At 71.3% G+C, this 18150-nt stretch carries 17 protein-coding genes; 6 read left to right on the forward strand and 11 right to left on the reverse strand.

Annotated elements, in window-relative coordinates; translation table 11 throughout:
- Positions 1-24 precede the first annotated feature (24 nt).
- Together BIV25_RS00230 and BIV25_RS00235 are read right to left on the reverse strand one after the other, a co-directional pair.
- Entirely contained in the window at positions 25-369 is a 345-nt protein-coding gene (locus tag BIV25_RS00230) for an ATP-binding protein (RefSeq protein WP_071369999.1), read from the reverse strand.
- A 150-nt stretch (positions 370-519) separates the two neighbouring features.
- The gene (locus tag BIV25_RS00235) at positions 520-1683 is read right to left on the reverse strand and encodes an adenosine deaminase (protein ID WP_071370000.1); all 1164 of its coding nucleotides are present in this window, start codon (positions 1681-1683) and stop codon (positions 520-522) included.
- Positions 1684-1828: 145 nt separating this feature from the next.
- Between BIV25_RS00235 and BIV25_RS00240 the strand changes: the two genes are divergently transcribed.
- A complete protein-coding gene (locus tag BIV25_RS00240; protein ID WP_107485804.1) occupies positions 1829-2590 on the forward strand; it encodes an alpha/beta hydrolase in 762 nt (253 codons plus the stop codon).
- Positions 2591-2595: 5 nt separating this feature from the next.
- On the opposite strand, the gene BIV25_RS00245 is transcribed toward BIV25_RS00240, so the two are convergent.
- Positions 2596-3555, reverse strand: a complete 960-nt coding sequence (locus tag BIV25_RS00245) for a LysR family transcriptional regulator (protein WP_071370002.1) — start codon at positions 3553-3555, stop codon at positions 2596-2598.
- Positions 3556-3618: 63 nt separating this feature from the next.
- On the opposite strand from BIV25_RS00245, the gene BIV25_RS00250 reads away from it, so the two are divergent.
- The 3 genes from BIV25_RS00250 (at position 3619) to BIV25_RS00260 (ending at position 7305) form a co-directional block, all read left to right on the forward strand.
- Positions 3619-4926, forward strand: a complete 1308-nt coding sequence (locus BIV25_RS00250; RefSeq protein WP_071370003.1) for an MFS transporter — start codon at positions 3619-3621, stop codon at positions 4924-4926.
- A 128-nt stretch (positions 4927-5054) separates the two neighbouring features.
- Entirely contained in the window at positions 5055-6182 is a 1128-nt protein-coding gene (dnaN, locus tag BIV25_RS00255; RefSeq protein ID WP_071370004.1) for a DNA polymerase III subunit beta, read from the forward strand.
- A 109-nt stretch (positions 6183-6291) separates the two neighbouring features.
- Complete coding sequence (locus tag BIV25_RS00260; RefSeq protein WP_071370005.1) at positions 6292-7305, forward strand: sigma-70 family RNA polymerase sigma factor; 1014 nt, start codon at positions 6292-6294, stop codon at positions 7303-7305.
- On the opposite strand, the gene BIV25_RS46170 is transcribed toward BIV25_RS00260, so the two are convergent.
- Positions 7189-7575, reverse strand: a complete 387-nt coding sequence (locus BIV25_RS46170) for an STAS domain-containing protein (protein WP_143076559.1) — start codon at positions 7573-7575, stop codon at positions 7189-7191. The two genes, BIV25_RS00260 and BIV25_RS46170, sit on opposite strands and share 117 nt — an antisense overlap.
- A 68-nt stretch (positions 7576-7643) precedes the next feature.
- Between BIV25_RS46170 and BIV25_RS00265 the strand changes: the two genes are divergently transcribed.
- Entirely contained in the window at positions 7644-8564 is a 921-nt protein-coding gene (locus BIV25_RS00265; RefSeq protein WP_071370006.1) for an AEC family transporter, read from the forward strand.
- Between the two features lie 73 nt (positions 8565-8637).
- On the opposite strand, the gene BIV25_RS00270 is transcribed toward BIV25_RS00265, so the two are convergent.
- The 7 genes from BIV25_RS00270 to BIV25_RS00300 form a co-directional block, all read right to left on the reverse strand.
- Positions 8638-9921 carry a thymidine phosphorylase gene (locus tag BIV25_RS00270; RefSeq protein WP_071370007.1) on the reverse strand — a complete coding sequence of 428 codons (1284 nt, stop codon included), beginning with the start codon at positions 9919-9921 and terminating at the stop codon, positions 8638-8640.
- Between the two features lie 76 nt (positions 9922-9997).
- Positions 9998-10402 (reverse strand): cytidine deaminase, encoded by a 405-nt coding sequence (locus BIV25_RS00275; RefSeq protein ID WP_071370008.1) that lies wholly within the window; start codon positions 10400-10402, stop codon positions 9998-10000.
- A complete protein-coding gene (locus BIV25_RS00280) occupies positions 10399-11685 on the reverse strand; it encodes an ABC transporter permease (protein ID WP_071370009.1) in 1287 nt (428 codons plus the stop codon). The genes BIV25_RS00275 and BIV25_RS00280 overlap by 4 nt, the downstream gene beginning before the upstream one ends.
- Entirely contained in the window at positions 11685-12812 is a 1128-nt protein-coding gene (locus tag BIV25_RS00285; RefSeq protein ID WP_071370010.1) for an ABC transporter permease, read from the reverse strand. Before BIV25_RS00285 ends, BIV25_RS00280 begins: the two co-directional genes overlap by 1 nt.
- Entirely contained in the window at positions 12809-14335 is a 1527-nt protein-coding gene (locus tag BIV25_RS00290; RefSeq protein ID WP_256255501.1) for an ABC transporter ATP-binding protein, read from the reverse strand. Before BIV25_RS00290 ends, BIV25_RS00285 begins: the two co-directional genes overlap by 4 nt.
- 237 nt (positions 14336-14572) lie before the next feature.
- Positions 14573-15637, reverse strand: a complete 1065-nt coding sequence (locus BIV25_RS00295) for a BMP family protein (RefSeq protein ID WP_071370012.1) — start codon at positions 15635-15637, stop codon at positions 14573-14575.
- Between the two features lie 322 nt (positions 15638-15959).
- Positions 15960-17195: an amidohydrolase gene (locus BIV25_RS00300; RefSeq protein WP_071370013.1), complete on the reverse strand. Its 1236-nt coding sequence runs from the start codon at positions 17193-17195 to the stop codon at positions 15960-15962.
- A 231-nt stretch (positions 17196-17426) separates the two neighbouring features.
- Between BIV25_RS00300 and BIV25_RS00305 the strand changes: the two genes are divergently transcribed.
- On the forward strand, positions 17427-18083 hold the full coding sequence (locus BIV25_RS00305; RefSeq protein ID WP_071370014.1) for a class I SAM-dependent methyltransferase: 657 nt from the start codon (positions 17427-17429) through the stop codon (positions 18081-18083).
- Positions 18084-18150 lie beyond the last annotated feature (67 nt).

The raw sequence follows: 18150 nt of genomic DNA on the forward strand, positions 1-18150 counted from the left end.
GGCCGTCGGCCGGATCGGGTCGGGTCAGGTGACCGGGAGGCCGTTCACCGGCAGCCCGCGCGTGGGCAGGCCCGTGTGGGCCGTCGGCAGTCCGCCGAGCAGCCCGGCGGCCGGGGCGGTCGGGCTCTTGGCGAGCGCGTTCTGGGCGGCCGGCTGCGCGGCGGCCGCCGCGTTGCCCACGGCACCCTGCCCCCGGCTCAGCGCCGCGGCGGCGGCACCCGGCAGCGACTGGGTGACGGAGCCGACGGCCTGCTGGGCCTGGCCGGTTTCCGGGAGGGCCGGGGCCGCGTTGGCCGCGCCCGCACCGACGGCGGCGAAGGCGGCACCGAGGGCGGCGACACCGAGAGTCTTGGCAGCAGACTGCTTCATCGTGAATGCATCCTTGAATGCGGAGACGGGAGATCGGAATAGATCCCAGCGGTCCTCGACCGTAAACACGCCGAACCGCACGCCGCAAACACCGAAATGCGGACACTATGTGAAAGCGCGTCCGCATTTCATGCCGGAAGCCGGGCGCACTCACTCCTCCGAGTGAGCAGAGCCCCTGGTGGAAGCCGTCTGCTGGAACAGCCATTCGGACTTCAGTTCTGCATATCCGGGCTTGACGACGTCATTGATCATCGCAAGTCGTTCATCGAAAGGAATGAACGCGGATTTCATCGCATTGACGGAGAACCACTGGAGATCGTCGAGCGTGTAACCGAATGCCTCGACGAGATGCTCGAATTCCCGGCTCATGCTGGTGTGCGACATCAGCCGGTTGTCCGTGTTCACCGTGGCCCGGAAGTGCAGCCGGCGCAGCAGCCCGATCGGATGCTCGGCGTACGACGACGCGGCCCCGGTCTGGAGGTTGGAACTCGGGCACAGCTCCAGCGGGATCCGCTTGTCCCGGACGTACGACGCCAGCCGGCCGAGCCGCACCGAGCCGTCCTCGCGTACCTCGATGTCGTCGATGATCCGCACCCCGTGCCCGAGCCGGTCGGCGCCGCACCACTGGAGCGCCTGCCAGATGGACGGCAGCCCGAAGGCCTCGCCGGCGTGGATGGTGAAGTGGTTGTTCTCGCGCTTGAGGTACTCGAAGGCGTCCAGGTGCCGGGTGGGCGGATGGCCCGCCTCCGCGCCGGCGATGTCGAAGCCGACGACGCCGGAGTCCCGGTGGCGGTTGGCGAGTTCGGCGATCTCCAGGGAGCGGGCCGCGTGCCGCATGGCGGTCAGCAGCGCGCCGACCCGGATCCGCCGGCCGCCCCGGCGGGCGAGCCGTTCGCCCTGCCGGAAGCCCTCGTTGACCGCCTCGACGACCTCTTCGAGGGTCAGACCGGCCTCCAGGTGCTGCTCGGGGGCGTACCGCACCTCGGCGTAGACGACCCCGTCCTCGGCGAGGTCCTCGGCGCACTCCCGCGCGACCCGGACCAGCGCGTCCCGGGTCTGCATCACGCCGACGGTGTGCCGGAACGTCTCCAGATACCGTTCCAGCGAGCCGGAGTCGGCGGCCTCGTGGAACCAGATGCCCAGCTTGTCCGGGTCGGTCTCGGGGAGCTCCGCGTACCCGGTCTCCTGGGCGAGGGCGACGACGGTGCCGGGGCGGAGCCCGCCGTCGAGATGATCGTGCAGCAGAACCTTGGGCGCCCGGCGGATCTGGTCCGGCGTCGGAACGGCCCCGATCGGTGCAGTCTGGCTCGTCATTTCCGCACTCTAACGCCTACGCGCGTAGAGGGCCGGGTGAACGCGACGGCTCCTTCCCCGCACTTTTCCGGCGCTTTCCCGCCGATACGCAACAGTGACCGCACGTACGGGTTTGGTACACCACCCCTTCTGACACTGTTCTGTCATGGGACAGCAAGCGACTCCGGTCCGAACGGCCGGGCTGGGAAAGGCAGTCGGCCCGGAGCCGACGGCGGTGAGCGGAGCGGTGCTGCTGCTCCCCGGCGGGGAGGAGGTGTCCGCCCGCCGGCCGTCCCCCGTGCGGGCGGCGCTCGCGCTGCGCTCGCTGGGCCGCCGGTTCGTGCGCGCGGGGCGGACCGAGGGGCTGGCCGTGCACAGCGTGCGGTACCGCTACCGGGGCTGGAACGGCAGCGAGGCACATCTGGCGGCGGACGCGCGGTGGGCCGTCGACGAGGTCGTACGGCGCTACGGGGACGTTCCCGTGTGCCTGGTCGGGGTCGACATGGGCGGCCGTGCGGCACTGCGGGCGGGCGGCCACGAGGCGGTCAACTCCGTGGTGGCGATGGCACCTTGGCTCCCGGAGGACGACGTGGCGGCGCCCGCCGAGCCGGTGAAGCAGCTCGTGGGGCGGCGGGTGCTGATCGTGCACGGCACGAACGACCAACGCACCGATCCCGAGCTGTCGTTCCGGTACGCGGCGCGCGCGAAGAAGGTGAACCGTCAGGTGTGCCGGTTCGAAGTGCACTCCGACGGCCACGGGTTGACCGGGCACCGGGACGAGGTCGGATGGCTCGCCGTCGACTTCATGCTGGGCGCGCTGTACGGACACCATCTGTCCCGGCCCGTCGAGGACGCGCTGGCCGCGCCGCCGCCGATCGGGTTGCGGATGCCGCTGGCGGCGGGGTTCGGCAGGTCGTTGAAGCGGTAGGCCCGTCAGGGGAGCAGGTTGCCCCTCCTCGACAGCAGGAACTTCTTGAAGGCGGCCACCGGCGGGGTGTCCGGGCGGTCCGCCAGCCAGGCCACGCCGATCTCCCGCGCCGCCCTCGGGGCCGTGACCGTCAGTTCCACGACGCCCGGCCTCGGGACGGTCGGCGGGGGCAGGAGGGCGACGCCCAGCCCGGCCGCCACCAGGCCCCGCAGGGTCTCCGCCTCCTCGCCCTCGAAGGCGACCCTCGGCCGGAAACCCGCCTCGCGGCACAGGGCGTCGGTGATGCGGCGCAGGCCGTAGCCGGGTTCCAGGGTGACGAAGGTCTCCTCGGCGGCCTCGGCCAGCCGGATGCGCCTGCGCGTGGCCAGGGCGTGGTCGGCGGGGACGACCAGGCGGAGTTTCTGCTCGTCGAGGCGGCGGGCGACCAGGTCGGGGGCGTCGGGGACCGGGGAGGTCAGGCACAGGTCCAGCTCACCCGCGCGCAGCCGCTCCAGCATGGCCTCGCCGTAGTTCTGGACCAGGCTGAAGCGGATGCGCGGGTGGTCGGCGCGGAAGGCGTGCAGGAGGCCCGGTACGGTCTCGGCGCCCATGGTGTGCAGAAAGCCGAAGGCGACCTTGCCGGTGGCCGGGTCGGCGTCGGCGCGGACCTCCTCGGCGGCCCGCTCGACCTCGGCGAGGGCGCGTTCGACCGAGGCCAGGAAGGTGCGGCCGGCGGGGGTGAGGGAGACCGTACGGCCGTGGCGGGCGAAGAGGTCGACGCCCAGGTCCTGCTCCAGGCGGACCATCGCGCGGGAGAGGGTGGACTGGGGGACGTTCATCTCGTGCGCCGCCCGGGTCACGTGCTCGGTGCGGGCCACGCCGGCGAAGTAGGCGAGGCGGGGGGCGAGCACCTTCGACATCTCGGACATGTCTTCTGTGTCACTGTTCGGTGACAGGCGGCCCTGTGAGCTCTGCTGATGCACCATGGGAACGATTATGACGATTCCATGCATTGGACGCATGAGGCGGGCCGTCCCTACGGTCTGGGTATGTCTCCCGCCAGTACCGGGGCGTCCACCACCGTGGTCGCCACCTCGCCCGTCCCCGTCGCCGACACCCGCCTCGACACCTCCGACTACGCCGTCGACACCCGGCTGACCCCGGGCGGCCCCGGATACCGCCGGATGAGCTTCGCCCTCTTCCTCGCCGGTGTCGCGACCTTCGCGCTCCTGTACTCCACACAGGCCCTGCTGCCCCTGATCTCCGGCGAGTTCGGGGTCGCGGCGAGCGACGCGAGCTGGACGGTGGCGGCCGCGACCGGCGGACTGGCGCTGTTCGTGCTGCCGATGAGCGCCCTGTCGGAGCGCTTCGGGCGCCGCGCGGTGATGACGGGCTCGCTGGCCGTCGCGGTCGCCGTCGGTCTGCTGGTGCCGTTCGCGCCGTCGCTCGGCGTGCTGGTCGTGCTGCGGGCGGTGCAGGGCGCGGCGCTGGCCGGTCTGCCCGCCTCGGCGCAGGCCTATCTGGCCGAGGAGGTCCGGCCGAAGGCGCTGGTCACGGCGATCGGCCTGTTCGTCGCGGGCAACAGCGTCGGCGGGATGAGCGGCCGGATCATCACCGGCTGGGTGGCCCAGGCGTGGGGCTGGCGGGTCGCCGTCGCGGTGATCGGCGTGATCGCGGTCGGCTGCGCGATCGCCTTCCGGCTGCTGCTGCCGGCCCCGAAGCACTTCACGGCGGGCTCGCTGCGGCCCCGGATCCTGCTCGGCACGGTCCGCGACCACCTCGCCAACCCGCTGCTGCGCCGGCTGTACGCGATCGGCGCGCTGTTCATGACGGTGTTCGGCGGCGTCTACACGGTGATCGGCTACCGCCTGACGGAGGCGCCGTTCGGGCTGCCGCAGGGCATCATCGGCTCGATCTTCCTGGTCTACCTGGTGGGCACGGTGTCCGCGTCGACGGCGGGCCGGCTGGTGGGCCGCCTCGGCCGCCGGGGCGCGCTGTACCTGGCGGGCGGTACGACGACGGCCGGTCTGCTGCTGTCGCTCGCGCCCTCGCTGCCGCTGGTGCTGCTGGGTCTGGTGCTGATCACGGCGGGCTTCTTCGCGGGGCACGCGGTGGCGTCCTCGGCGGTCAGCAAGACGGCCGCCCAGGGCCGTGCGCAGGCCTCGGCCCTGTACCAGTCGATGTACTACATCGGCTCCAGCGTCGGCAGCACGGTCGGTGCGACGGCCTTCCACGCGGACGGCTGGGGCGGCACGGTCACGGTGGGCCTCCTCGCGGTCGTCGGTGTCGTCGCGATCACCGTCGCCGGCTCGCGGGCGGCCCGGGTCGCGGCCCGGACGGCGCCCGCCGCACACTGAGCCCCCTCGTACGCCTCCTGCGACGCGTACGTCGCATGCGCCGAACCCCCTGCTCAGGGGCGGTTGTCAGTGGGCGCGGATATCGTCCGCCCTCGGTCAACCGGCCTACTGAGCAGGGGGTTTGTCGTATGGAATTCCGGATCGCGCGCGGGGAGCTGGCCGAGGCGGTCGCCTGGGCGGGGCGGGCGCTGCCCGCGCGGACGACGGTGCCGGTGCTGGGCGGGCTGGTGCTGAGCGCGGAGCCGGGGCGGCTCACCGTGTCGGGGTCCGACTTCGAGACGGCGGCACGGGCCGGGGCCGACGCCGAGGTGGCGGTGCCGGGCCGGGTGCTGGTCCTCGGGCGGCGGCTGCTGGACATCTGCCGGGTGCTGCCGGACGGCCCGGTGAGCTGCGCGCTGGAGGGCGACCGGTTCACGGTGGAGGCGGGCGGCACCCGCTTCGGGCTGTCGACACTGCCGTACGAGGAGTACCCGGCGCCGTCGGCGGCGCCCGCGCCGTACGGCGAGGTGGACGCGGCCGCGTTCGCGACGGCCGCCGGCCAGGTCGCGGTGGCGGCGGGCCGCGACGACACGCTGCCGGTGCTCACCGGGGTCCAACTGCGGCTCGACGGCGGGGAGATGACACTGTCGGCGTCCGACCGGTACCGGTACGCGGTGCGCGCGCTGCCCTGGCGGCCGGCCGACGCGGACGCGGCGGCCGTGGAGGTGCTGCTGCCCGCGCGGCGACTGCTGGAGGTGGCGCGGGCGCTGGGGAAGTGCGGCACGCTGCGGATCCTGCTGGACCCGGCCACGGCGCAGGGCACGGCGGCCGTCGGTTTCGAGGGCGGGGACACGCGCGCGGTGCTGCGGCGGCTGGAGGGGCGGCTGCCGGGGTACGGGGCACTGTTCGACGTGGCGGGGGCGGCCGTGGCCGAGGCGGAGTGCGCGGCGCTCGCGGAGGCGGTGCGCCGGGTGGCCGTGGTGGCGGACGGCACCAGCCCGGTGCGGCTGGAGTTCTCGGCGGCCGAGGGCTCGCTGCTGGTGCGGGCGGGATACGGGGACGACGTGGCGGCGCAGCGGCTGCCGGTCGCCCTGAACGGCGCCGAGGAGGTCGCGGTGGCCTTCAACCCGTCGTACCTGCTCGACGCGCTCAACTCCTTCGAGGGCCCCGGGCTGCGGCTGGAGATGCTGGGGGCGGGCCAGCGGGTGCTGCTCGGCGCGGGCGGGACCGGGTCCGCGCACCGCCATCTGCTCATGTCCGTGAAGCAACTGGTCTGAGCTGGGCTTTTTCGGACTCCGGGGGCCATTGTCAGTGGGCTGCGGTAGCTTCCGAAGTGCTGGGGCGCGATGGCGCGCGAACAGGGACGGCCACAGGGGTGGGTGGACGATGGGTGACAGCACGGCGACGGTGGACCTGGACGTCGCACTGGAGAAACACCGGACCGAGCTGACCGGATACTGCTACCGCATGCTCGGCTCCTCCTTCGAGGCCGAGGACGCCGTGCAGGACACCCTGGTGCGGGCCTGGCGTAGCTACGAGAAGTTCGAGGGCCGCTCCTCCCTGCGCTCGTGGCTGTACCGGATCGCGACGAACGTGTGCCTGGACATGCTGACGGCGGGCAACAAGCGGGCGAGGCCGATGGACCTGACGGAGTCGACCCCACTGGCGCAGGCGGCGCTCTCCCCCCGCCCGGAGAACACCTGGCTGGAGCCGATGCCGGACGCACGGGTGCTGCCGCAGGTGCAGGATCCGGCGGAGGCGGCCCTCGCCAAGGAGTCCATCCGGCTCGCGTTCATGGCGGCGCTCCAGCAACTGCCGCCCAAGCAGCGGGCGGTGCTCATCCTGCGCGAGGTGCTGGCCTGGAAGGCGAGCGAGGTCGCCGAGCTGCTGGGCACCTCGGTCGCCTCGGTCAACAGCGCGCTCCAGCGGGCCCGGGCGACGCTCGCGGAGCGCGCCGACGCCGGCCCCGAGGGCGCGGTGTCCGACCCGCTGGACGAGGAGCAGCAAAAGCTCCTGGAACGGTACGTCAAGGCCTTCGAGGGCTACGACATGGCGGCGCTCACCGCGCTGCTCCATGAGGACGCCGTCATGACGATGCCGCCGTTCGACCTGTGGCTGCGCGGTACGGCGGACATCACCGGCTTCATGACCACCCTCGGCGCCTCCTGCGCGGGCTCGCGTCTGCGACCGGTCATGGCCAACGGCCTGCCGGGCTTCGCGCACTACAAGCCGGACGAGGAGAAGGGCGGGTTCAGCCCCTGGGCGGTGCAGATCCTGGAGATCTCAGAGGGCCGGATCACCGGTTTCCACTGCTTCCTCGACACCCAGCGGTGGTTCCCCCTCTTCGGCCTGCCCCTCCACCTGGAAGCGGAGTCCGACGACATCGAGGAGGGCGAGTAGCGCCGGGGCGGGATCCCGCAGCCGTATCCGCCCGCCGGCCCGGCGGGCGGTCAGCTCCAGCCGCGCCAGGAGATCGACGGCACCCAGCCCCGAGGCCCCGAGCCCGCCCACATCACACACGACCACCCGCACACCGGCCGCCGCCAGCAGCGCCCGCAGGTCGTCGCACAACCCCGGCACCTGATCACGGCTGACGGCACCGGACAGCACGAGCACAGCGGGTGTCTTGGCATTCACGACCGGTAGACCGCCGGGGTGGTCGCAAATCATCGCGCACGGCGGGAGGTCGATGTGGATCACATTGACCGGGGCACCTTCTTCCCCTGAGGGTTAGCCCTGTGGAGGGGGTACTGAGCGGGTTCGCGGTGATCGCGATCGTCATCGCGGTGGGCTACGGCCTCGGCCGCCGCGGCACCCTCGGTGAGCAGGGCATCGACGTCCTGACGAGACTGGCCTTCACGGTGGCGGGCCCCGCGCTCCTCTTCACGACGCTGGCGAAGGCCGACCTGTCGGTCCTCTTCTCCTCCCGTCTGCTGGTGACGGCGCTGAGCACGGCGGCGGTGGCCGGGACGTTCACTGCGATCGGCGTGCTGCGCCGGTGGGGCGCGGGCCGCACGACGATCGGCGCCCTGTGCTCCGGCTACGTCAACTCGGGCAACCTCGGCATCCCGATCGCGGCGTACGTCCTGGGCGACGCGTCGCTGGTGGCGCCGGTGCTGCTCTTCCAGGTGGTCCTGGTGACCCCGATCGCCCTGACGATCCTGGACCTGTCGGGCACGGGCGAGAAGGGAAGTCCGTGGCAGCGCCTGCTGACCCCGCTGCGCAACCCGATAGCGCTCGGCTCCCTGTCAGGCGTGGTGGTGTCGGCGGCAGGCCTGCGCGTCCCCGGCCCGGTCCTGGACCCCCTCACCCTGATCGGCAACATGTCCGTCCCGGCCGCACTGCTGACCTTCGGCATGTCACTGCACGGCGGCGCGGCCCCCGGCCGGGGCCGGGACCGCCAACTGGTCCTGCTGTCGGTCGCGTTGAAGTCCCTGGGCCAACCGGCCGTGGCGTGGGCACTGGCGAGGGGCGTCTTCGGTCTGCACGGGGCGCCGCTGCTGGACGTGGTGGTGACGTCGGCCCTCCCCGCCGCCCAGAACCTCTTCACCTACGCCAGCCGCTACCGGGTGGCCGAATCCCTGGCCCGGGAGTCGATCCTGCTCTCGACGGTCGTGTCGGTGCCGGTGCTGGTGGGGGTGGCAGCGGTGTTGGGGTGACGAGCGCGCCACACGCCGAAGGGGACCGGCACAGGTCCGCCGATCCCCTTCCCCCGAACGGGAATTCCCCAGGTCAGGCGATACGCTCCAGCACCACCGGCGACGCCGTGAAGTCCGTGCCGGCCGGGGCGATGTCGTACGAGCCCGCCACCGCCTGGAGTGCGTACTCGAAGCGCTCGGGGGTGTCCGTGTGGAGGGTCAGCAGGGGCTGGCCCTCCTGGATCTTGTCGCCGGGCTTGGCGTGCATCTCGACGCCCGCGCCCGCCTGCACCGGGTCCTCCTTGCGGGCGCGGCCGGCACCGAGGCGCCAGGCCGCGACGCCGATGTCGTAGGCGTCGAGGCGGGTCAGGACACCCGAGGACGGCGCCTTGACGACGTGCTGTTCCTTCGACGTGGGCAGCGTGGCGTCCGGGTCGCCGCCCTGGGCCGCGATCATGCGGCGCCAGACGTCCATCGCCGAGCCGTCGGCCAGGGCCTTCGCCGGGTCGGCGTCCTTGATGCCGGCCGCGTCGAGCATCTCGCGGGCCAGGGCCAGCGTCAGCTCCACGACGTCCGCCGGGCCGCCGCCCGCCAGGACCTCGACCGACTCGCGGACCTCCAGGGCGTTGCCCGCCGTCAGGCCCAGCGGGGTCGACATGTCCGTCAGGAGCGCGACCGTCCGCACGCCGTGGTCGGTGCCGAGGCCGACCATCGTCGAGGCCAGCTCGCGGGCGTCCGCGAGCGTCTTCATGAAGGCACCCGAGCCCACCTTCACGTCCAGGACCAGCGAGCCCGTGCCCTCGGCGATCTTCTTCGACATGATGGAGGACGCGATCAGGGGGATCGCCTCCACCGTGCCGGTGACGTCGCGCAGTGCGTAGAGCTTCTTGTCCGCCGGGGCCAGGCCGTCGCCCGCCGCGCAGATCACCGCGCCCACGCCGTTCAGCACGGACAGCATCTCCTCGTTCGAGAGCAGCGCGCGCCAGCCGGGGATCGACTCCAGTTTGTCCAGGGTGCCGCCCGTGTGGCCGAGACCGCGGCCGGAGAGCTGCGGGACCGCCGCGCCGCAGGCCGCGACCAGCGGGGCCAGCGGCAGCGTGATCTTGTCGCCGACACCGCCCGTGGAGTGCTTGTCCGCCGTCGGGCGGGACAGCGACGAGAAGTCCATGCGCTCGCCCGACGCGATCATCGCCGCCGTCCAGCGGGCGATCTCGCGGCGGTCCATGCCGTTGAGCAGGATCGCCATCGCCAGCGAGGACATCTGCTCGTCGGCGACCTCGCCCCGCGTGTACGCGTCGATGACCCAGTCGATCTGCTCGTCGGTCAGCTCGCCCCGGTCCCGCTTGGTGCGGATAACGGAGATGGCGTCCATGGCCATGGCGTTCCCTTCAAAAGAAGTGCGAAGTGTGCGGCCCCCCTGCGCGGATGCGGATCAGGGGGGCCGTACACGGGAGTTACTTGGTGAGATGGGCCGGGCCGAAGGCCTGGGGCAGCATCTCGGAGAGGGACAGGACGCCCTCCGGGGTGTCCAGGAGGAGGCCCGGCCCGCCGAACTCGTAGAGGAGCTGGCGGCAGCGGCCGCAGGGGACCAGCAGGGCGCCCTCGCCGTCCACGCAGGTGAAGTGCGTCAGCCGGCCGCCGCCCGAGCGCTGAAGGTCCGAGACCAGACCGCACTCGGCGCACAGGCTGAGCCCGTACGAGGCGTTCTCCACGTTGCAGCCGGTGACCGTGCGGCCGTCGTCGACCCGGGCCGCCACTCCGACCGGGTAGCCGGAGTAGGGGGCGTACGCATGGGACATCGCCTCGCGCGCCACCACCCGCAGGGCTTCCCAGTCGAACTCGCCGGCCGCGCCCGTCACTTGCCCTGGCCCTTCCGGTAGCGCATGCCGTCCGCCTTCGGCATCCGCAGGCGCTGTGCCGACAGGGACAGCACCAGCAGTGTGACGACGTACGGGGTGGCGCCCACGAAGTCGCTCGGGACCGTGTCGGTGACCAGGTACCAGACCAGGATCACCGCGGCCACGGCGAGGCTGATCACGCCCTGGAGCGTCGCCTTGCGGTACAGCTTCCAGGCGGCCAGGGCCACGAGCAGGACCACCAGCAGGAGCAGCAGCGCGTGGACGGTCGTACCGCCGTTGCGCAGCTGGAGCGCGTCGGAGTAGCCGAACAGGCCGGCACCCATCGCCAGGCCGCCCGGACGCCAGTTGCCGAAGATCATCGCCGCGAGGCCGATGTAGCCGCGGCCACCGGTCTGGCCCTCCAGGTAGGTGTGCGAGGTGACCAGGGCGAGGAAGGCGCCGCCGAGGCCGGCGAGGCCGCCGGAGACGGCGACGGCCGCGTACTTGTACGAGTACACGTTGACGCCGAGCGACTCCGCGGCGGTCGGGTTCTCGCCGCAGGAGCGCAGCCGCAGACCGAACGGGGTGCGCCACAGCAGCCACCAGGTGCCGGCGAACAGCAGCGCGGCCAGGACCGTGACGACGGACAGGTGGGTGACCAGGCCGCCGAGGATGCCTGCGAGGTCGGAGATCAGGAACCAGTGGTGGCTCTCGACCGACTGCAGGGCGTCGGAGAGGCCGGGCACGGTGACGTCGGGCAGCGCGGCCACCGGCGGGGACTGCTTGGGGTTGCCGCCCGCGTTGACCGCCGCGCCGTTGTTGAAGAACAGCTTGGCGAGGTACTGGGTGGCGCCGAGCGCGAGGAGGTTGATCGCGACACCGGAGACGATGTGGTCGACGCCGAAGGTGACGGTGGCGACGGCGTGCACCAGGCCGCCGAGGACGCCGAAGGCGATGCCCATCAGCAGGCCGAGCCAGGGGTTGGTCTGCCAGCCGATCCAGCCGGCGCCGAAGGTGCCGAGGATCATCATGCCTTCGAGGCCGATGTTGACCACGCCGGCCCGCTCGGACCACAGACCGGCGAGACCGGCGAGGCCGATCGGCACGGCGAGGCCGAGGGCGGCGCTGACCTGTCCGGCGGAGTCGAGGTCCTGCGAGCCGGTGATCATGCGGACGGCGGCGAGGAGCAGCAGTCCGCCGGCGACGATCATGAGGATCTGGCCGACGGAGCGGCCCGAGCGCTGCGGCGCGCCCGCCGCCTTGGGCGCCGCGGGCGGCGGCGTGTCGGTCATCGTGGCAGTCATTACGCCACCTCCTGCTTCTTCGTCGCGGCGGCGGCCTGGGCCGCGAGTTCGGCGCCGACCTTCTGCTGCTGGCGCTTGAGGCCGTAGCGGCGCACGACCTCGTAGGCGATGACGACACACAGGACGATGACGCCCTGGATGACGCCGAGGATCTCCTTGTCGTAGCCCTGGAACTCCAAGTGGTTGGTGGTGCGTTCCAGGAAGCCCCACAGCAGGGCGCCGATGGCGATGCCGATCGGGTTGTTGCGGCCGAGCAGGGCGATGGCGATGCCGGTGAAGCCGATGCCGGTCGGGAAGTCGCTGCTGAACTGGTAGCTGTCGTTGAGCAGGGTCGGCATGCCGATCAGACCGGCCACCGCACCCGAGATGATCATGCTGGTGGCGATCATCTTCTTCACCGACACACCGCTCGCGGCGGCGGCGCTCTCGGACTGGCCGACGGTGCGCAGGTCGTAGCCGAAGCGGGTGCGGCCGAGGATGAACCAGTACGCGACGCCGACGGCGGCGGCGATGAAGATGAAGCCCCACAGCTCGCCGGACGGGCCGGTGTTGATGTTGAAGAAGTGCGACGAGGACCGCAGCGGCTTGGTGGCGACGACCGTGCCGCCCTGGTAGAGCTGGGCCAGCTTTCCGGGCTGCAGCAGGTAGGCGATGATCGCGGTGGCGATCGAGTTCAGCATGATCGTCGAGATGACCTCGCTGACGCCGCGGGTCACCTTGAGGATGCCGGCGATCGCCGCCCACAGGGCGCCGGTCGCCATGGCGCAGATCAGGATCAGCGGGATGGCGAGCCAGCCGGGGACGGTCAGCGCGCCGCCGAGGACGGCGGCGAAGAACGCGGCGAGCCGGTACTGGCCGTCGACACCGATGTTGAACAGGTTCATCCGGAAGCCGATGGCCACCGAGACACCCGCGAGGTAGTACGTGGTCGCCTTGTTGAGGATGTAGACCTGGCTGTCGCTGGCGAAGCCGTAGGTCAGCATGTCGTTGAAGGCGGGGCCGGGGTTCTTGCCGGTCGAGAGGATCACCAGGGCGGTGACGACGAGCGCGGCGACGACCGCCAGCAGCGGCGCGGCGAGGCCGAGGAGCAGCCGCTCCTTGTCGATCCGTGAGGTCAGCTTGTTCATCGCTCGTCGTCCTCTGTGTGCTCCAGGTGGCCGGAGGCCGCACCCGTCATGGCGGAGCCCAGCTCCTCGGGGGTGATCGTGGCGGGGTCGGCGTCGGCGACCAGACGGCCGCGGTACATCACCCGCAGGGTGTCGGAGAGCCCGATCAGCTCGTCCAGGTCCGCGGAGATCAGCAGCACGGCCAGGCCCTCGCGGCGGGCCTCGCGGATGTAGTCCCAGATGGCGGCCTGGGCACCGACGTCCACGCCGCGGGTGGGGTGGGCGGCGATGAGCAGCTTGGGGGCGTGGCTCATCTCACGGCCGACGATCAGCTTCTGCTGGTTGCCGCCGGACAGCGAGGCCGCGGTGACGTCGATACCGGGAGTGCGGACGTCGTACGCCTCGACGATCCGCTCGGTGTCGGCGCGGGCGGCCTTGATGTCGAGGAGTGCGCCCTTCGAGTTGGGCTTCTCGGTGACGTGGCCGAGGATGCGGTTCTCCCACAGCGGCGCTTCGAGGAGCAGGCCGTGGCGGTGGCGGTCCTCGGGGATGTAGCCGATGCCGGCCTCGCGGCGGCGGCGGGTGGCGGCGTGGGAGATGTCGGCGGCGTCGAGGGTGATCACGCCGGCGTCGGGGTCGCGCATGCCCATGATCGCCTCGACCAGCTCGGACTGGCCGTTGCCCTCCACGCCGGCGATGCCGAGGACCTCGCCCTTGTGGATGGTGAAGGAGACCTGGTCCAGGACGATGCGCTCGATGCCGTCGAGGTCGGTCTGCGCCAGGTGCAGGCCGTCGACATCGAGCATCGGGACGTCCGTGACCGTGGACTCCGTGGTCTCCGGGGTGGGCAGCTCGCTGCCGACCATCAGCTCGGCGAGCTGCTTGGGGGTGGTGGTGGACGGCTCGGCGGTGCCGACCGTCGTACCGCGCCGGATGACGGTGATCTCGTCGGCGACGGAGAGCACCTCGCCCAGCTTGTGGGAGATGAAGATGACGGTGAGGCCCTCGGCCTTGAGCTCGCGCAGGTTGTCGAAGAGCGCGTCGACCTCCTGCGGCACGAGCACAGCGGTGGGCTCGTCGAGGATGAGGGTCTTGGCGCCGCGGTAGAGGACCTTGAGGATCTCCACGCGCTGGCGGTCGGCGACGCCGAGCTCCTCGACGAGGACGTCCGGGCGGACGTTCAGGCCGTACGCGTCGGAGATCTCCTTGATCTTGGCGCGGGCCCTGCCGCCGATGCCGTACAGCTTCTCCGCGCCGAGGGCGACGTTCTCCAGCACGGTGAGGTTGTCGGCGAGCATGAAGTGCTGGTGCACCATGCCGATGCCGCGGGCGATGGCGTCGCCGGGGTTGTGCAGGACGACCTGCTCGCCGTTGACCGTGATGGTGCCCTCGTCCGGCTGCTGCATGCCGTAGAGGATCTTCATCAGGGTGGACTTGCCGGCGCCGTTCTCACCGCACAGGGCGTGGACGGTGCCCGTGCGGACGGTGATGTCGATGTCCTTGTTGGCGACGACGCCGGGGAAACGCTTGGTGATGCCGCGCAGTTCGACGGCAGCGGGAGGGCTGGACGCGTTGATGGCGCACTCTCCTCGGGGAAAGGGGCTGCATAGGGGAGGTGGCAGGCGTCGGCGACGCTAGCGCGGCAACTCCGTGCTACACGCGTAGAGTTGACACATTGTTATGGCTCGGCGGGGGGTCGTGGGGGCGACGTTCCCTCGCCGAGCCTCGATACCGCGACCGGTCGGTCCGGCCGGTCACACGGACCGGCCGGACCGATCAGGTCACTTCTGGGACGGGTCGGTCTTGACCTTGATCTGACCGTCGACGATCTTCTTCTTCGCGGCGTCCAGCTTGGGCTGGATGTCGGCGATGAAGCCGCCGCTCGTGGCGAGCGACACGCCGCCCTTGGCGAGCGAGTAGACGTTGTTGCCGGTCAGCGGCTTGCCGTCCTTGACGGACTTGATGAAGTCGTAGACACCGACGTCGACGTTCTTGACCATCGAGGTCAGGATCGAGCTCTTGTACTGGGCGAGACCCGGGATGTTGTACTGGTCGGAGTCCACGCCGATGGCCCAGGCGCCCTTGACGCCGTGCACGGCCTCGATCGCGCCGTTGCCGGAGGAGCCGGCGGCCGTGTAGATGACGTCGGCGCCGTTGTCGAGCATGCCCTGCGCGGCCTGCTGGCCCTTGTCCGGGCTGGAGAAGCCGGAGGTGTCGGCGCCGTGGCTCAGGTACTGGGTGGCGACCTTGATCTTCGGGTTGGTGTCGTGGACGCCCTGGACGTAACCCGCCTCGAACTTCTTGATCAGCGGGCTGTCGACGCCGCCGATGAAGCCGACCGAGTCCTTCTTCGTCTTCAGCGCGGCGGCCACACCGGCGAGGTAGGAGCCCTCCTCCTCGGTGAAGGTGATGCTGTTGACGTTGGCGCCGGGCACCACGGAGTCGATGAGGCCGAACGAGGTCTTCGGGAACTGCTTCGCCACCTGCTGCACGGCGGGCGCGTAGGTGTAACCGACGGCGACGATCGGGCTGTAGCCGGCCTGGGCCAGGTCCGTGAGGCGCTGCACGCGGTCGGCGGGGGTGTCCGAGGTCTTCGCGGTCAGTTCCTTGATGGAACCGCCGAACTCCTTCTCGGCCTTGTCGGCACCGCGCGCGGCGGAGTCGTTGAAGGAGCGGTCACCACGGCCGCCGACGTCGTAGGCGAGACCGATCTTGATACCGCCCTTGGCACCGCCCGAGGAGGAGGAGCTGGCGTTGTCGGAGGAGGTGCTGCCACACGCGGTGGCAGTCACGGCGAGTGCCGCGGTCGCGAGACACGCAGCGGAAAGCTTGGCTACCCGGCGCACGGGAGGCTCCTTCACCTGACCTGAGCGCCGTGTCGGCGCTTGATGGGAGCACCTTGCCGGTGCTCCAGCCGGGACGCCCCGTCGGCGTCGGCTTCGCGGCATCGTAACGCGCGTAGATGTCGCAAAAAACCCCCTCTCGAAGCCGTTATCGATTCGAGGCAAACAGCATCTGAACTCACCCTCTGCGCCCTTGATCGGGGGTGTCGCGGTGCGTGCACGAATGGCTTACGGAGATGTTGCGCCAGCCGGTCGAATAAGTAAGAACACGTAAGAAGGGGCGCCGAAGAGACCCCTTCTCACTCATTCCCCCTCTGCCCAGGACTCAGGCCTCGGTGCCGTTCGCGTCCAGGAAGGCCGCTGCCGTGAACATCTCCACGCCGACCGTGATCGCGTGCTCGTCGGCGTCGAAATCGCCCTGGTGCAGGTCGCGGACCGTGCGTTCGCCGGGGCGCCGGACGCCGAGCCGGGCCATGGCGCCCGGGACGTGCTCCAGGTACCAGGAGAAGTCCTCGCCGCCGAGGCTCTGCTCGGTGGACTCCACGGACTCACGGCCCCGGCGCGCGGACATCGCCCGGCGCAGCAGTTCGGCGGACTCCTTGTCGTTGACGACCGGTGGCACCCCGCGCACGTAGGTGATCTCGGACTTGGCGCGGTGCATGGTCGCGACCTCGTCGATGGCCGCGTGGATGATGTCGGGCGCCTCCCGCCAGGCCTCCAGGTCCAGGCAGCGCACGGTGCCGGACAGCTCGGCGTGCTGCGGGATGACGTTCGGCGCGTGGCCCGACTCGATCCGGCCCCAGGTCAGCGCCAGCCCGACCCGGGTGTCGACCCGGCGGGCCACCAGCGCGGGCACGTCGACGGCGACGCGGGCGGCGGCGGTGACGAGGTCGGTGGTCAGATGCGGCCGGGCGGTGTGCCCGCCGGGGCCGTCGAGCGCGATCTCCACCCGGTCGCACGCGCTGGTGATCGGCCCGTGCCGCAGCCCGACCCGCCCGGCGTCGACGCGCGGGTCGCAGTGCACGGCGAGAATCCGGCTCACGCCCGCCAGCACGCCGTCCTCGATCGCGTCCATGGCACCGCCCGGCATCACCTCCTCGGCGGCCTGGAAGATCAGCCGCACGGGCCGGGGCAGCAGGCCCTTGCCGTGCAGTTCGGCGAGGACGAGGCCGGTCCCGAGCACGACGGTCGTGTGCACGTCGTGTCCACAGGCGTGCGCCCGGTCGGGCACGGTGGAGCGGTAGGGGCAGTCGGCCTTGGTGTCCGGGATAGGCAGGGCGTCGATGTCCGCGCGCAGGGCGAGCATCGGTACGGCCGTCCGCTCACCCTCGGTGAGCCCGATGTCGCACACGAGTCCCGTTCCCTTGCCGAGCACGCGGGGCTTCAGCCCTGCCTGCTCCAGCCGCTCCTTGATCGCGGCTGTCGTACGGAACTCCTGGTTGCCCAGCTCGGGGTGCATGTGCAAGTCGCGGCGGAAGGCGACGAGTTCGGCGTGCAGGGCTTCGCTCAGCGCGCCGGGGAGCACATCCCCCGCGAGGCCGGCCTCGGACTCTAGGGACATCAATTGCTTCACCCTCTGAAGGGTAGGACGCCCGGGTGGTCAACTGCCCCTCGATCAACAAAAGTTCAGCCCGTTAGGGGAGAAAATCTGACCAGCGGACGCATGGTGGCGGACTCTGACGGGTAAAACCACTGTTTCTCCTTCCACGGATACCATGCCTCACTACAGTCCTGCTCGGCCTGTCCAGGAGCCGGACCGGAGCAGCGCCGCCACCCGATAGGGTCCGGGCGCGTGACCGACGCGACGGAGACGTTCCTCCATCCCACCCGGACCTCGTACGACGCGATCGCCAAGGACTACGCGGCCCGGTACCCGACCGGGCTCACGCACCCCCTGGACCGCACCCTGATCACGGCCTTCGCCGAACTGGTCTCGGCGAACGGCCCGGACCCGGTCGCCGACCTGGGCAGCGGCCCCGGCGGGGTCACCGCGCTCCTGCACAGCCTCGGGGTCCCGGTCTTCGGCGTGGACCTCTCCCCCGCCATGGTGGCCCTGGCCCGCGAAACCCATCCCGGCCTGCGCTTCCATGTGGGTTCGATGACCGCCCTGGATCTTCCGGACGCCACGCTGGGCGGCATCCTCGCCCTCTACTCCACGATCCATGTCCCCGACGAGCGCCTGCCGGCCGCCTTCGCCGAGTTCCACCGCGTCCTGCGCCCCGGCGGTCACGCCCTGCTCGCCTTCCAGACCGCCGACGAGCCCGGCCGCCTCCACCTCACGGAGCGCTTCGGCCACGAGATCGACCTCGACTGCCACTGGCGTACGCCGGAGCAGGTCGCCGCGCTGCTGGCGGGGGCCGGGCTGGAGCTGGTCGCGACGGTACGGCGGGAGCCGTCCGGGGAGGAGCGCCGGGCGCGGGCGTTCGTGCTGGTGGGAAAGGCCGGCTGAGCGCGCCGGTTACCGGCGGTTTGCGCTTCGGGCGCCGCCTGGTGGGCGAGTGCGCGGTGACGCCAGA

It is taken from the genome of Streptomyces sp. MUSC 14, from assembly GCF_001866675.1.
Classification (GTDB): domain Bacteria; phylum Actinomycetota; class Actinomycetes; order Streptomycetales; family Streptomycetaceae; genus Streptomyces.

What these genes read in the sequence shown, in the direction of transcription:
- BIV25_RS00285 (WP_071370010.1), bottom strand. Translation starts at nt 12,812, where the DNA reads ATGAACAAGCTGACCTCACGGATCGACAAGGAGCGGCTGCTCCTCGGC.
- BIV25_RS46170 (WP_143076559.1), bottom strand. Translation starts at nt 7,575, where the DNA reads ATGATTTGCGACCACCCCGGCGGTCTACCGGTCGTGAATGCCAAGACA.
- BIV25_RS00300 (WP_071370013.1), bottom strand. Translation starts at nt 17,195, where the DNA reads ATGTCCCTAGAGTCCGAGGCCGGCCTCGCGGGGGATGTGCTCCCCGGC.
- BIV25_RS00240 (WP_107485804.1), top strand. Translation starts at nt 1,829, where the DNA reads ATGGGACAGCAAGCGACTCCGGTCCGAACGGCCGGGCTGGGAAAGGCA.
- BIV25_RS00235 (WP_071370000.1), bottom strand. Translation starts at nt 1,683, where the DNA reads ATGACGAGCCAGACTGCACCGATCGGGGCCGTTCCGACGCCGGACCAG.
- BIV25_RS00280 (WP_071370009.1), bottom strand. Translation starts at nt 11,685, where the DNA reads ATGACTGCCACGATGACCGACACGCCGCCGCCCGCGGCGCCCAAGGCG.
- BIV25_RS00245 (WP_071370002.1), bottom strand. Translation starts at nt 3,555, where the DNA reads ATGGTGCATCAGCAGAGCTCACAGGGCCGCCTGTCACCGAACAGTGAC.
- BIV25_RS00230 (WP_071369999.1), bottom strand. Translation starts at nt 369, where the DNA reads ATGAAGCAGTCTGCTGCCAAGACTCTCGGTGTCGCCGCCCTCGGTGCC.
- dnaN (WP_071370004.1), top strand. Translation starts at nt 5,055, where the DNA reads ATGGAATTCCGGATCGCGCGCGGGGAGCTGGCCGAGGCGGTCGCCTGG.
- BIV25_RS00250 (WP_071370003.1), top strand. Translation starts at nt 3,619, where the DNA reads ATGTCTCCCGCCAGTACCGGGGCGTCCACCACCGTGGTCGCCACCTCG.
- BIV25_RS00260 (WP_071370005.1), top strand. Translation starts at nt 6,292, where the DNA reads ATGGGTGACAGCACGGCGACGGTGGACCTGGACGTCGCACTGGAGAAA.
- BIV25_RS00270 (WP_071370007.1), bottom strand. Translation starts at nt 9,921, where the DNA reads ATGGCCATGGACGCCATCTCCGTTATCCGCACCAAGCGGGACCGGGGC.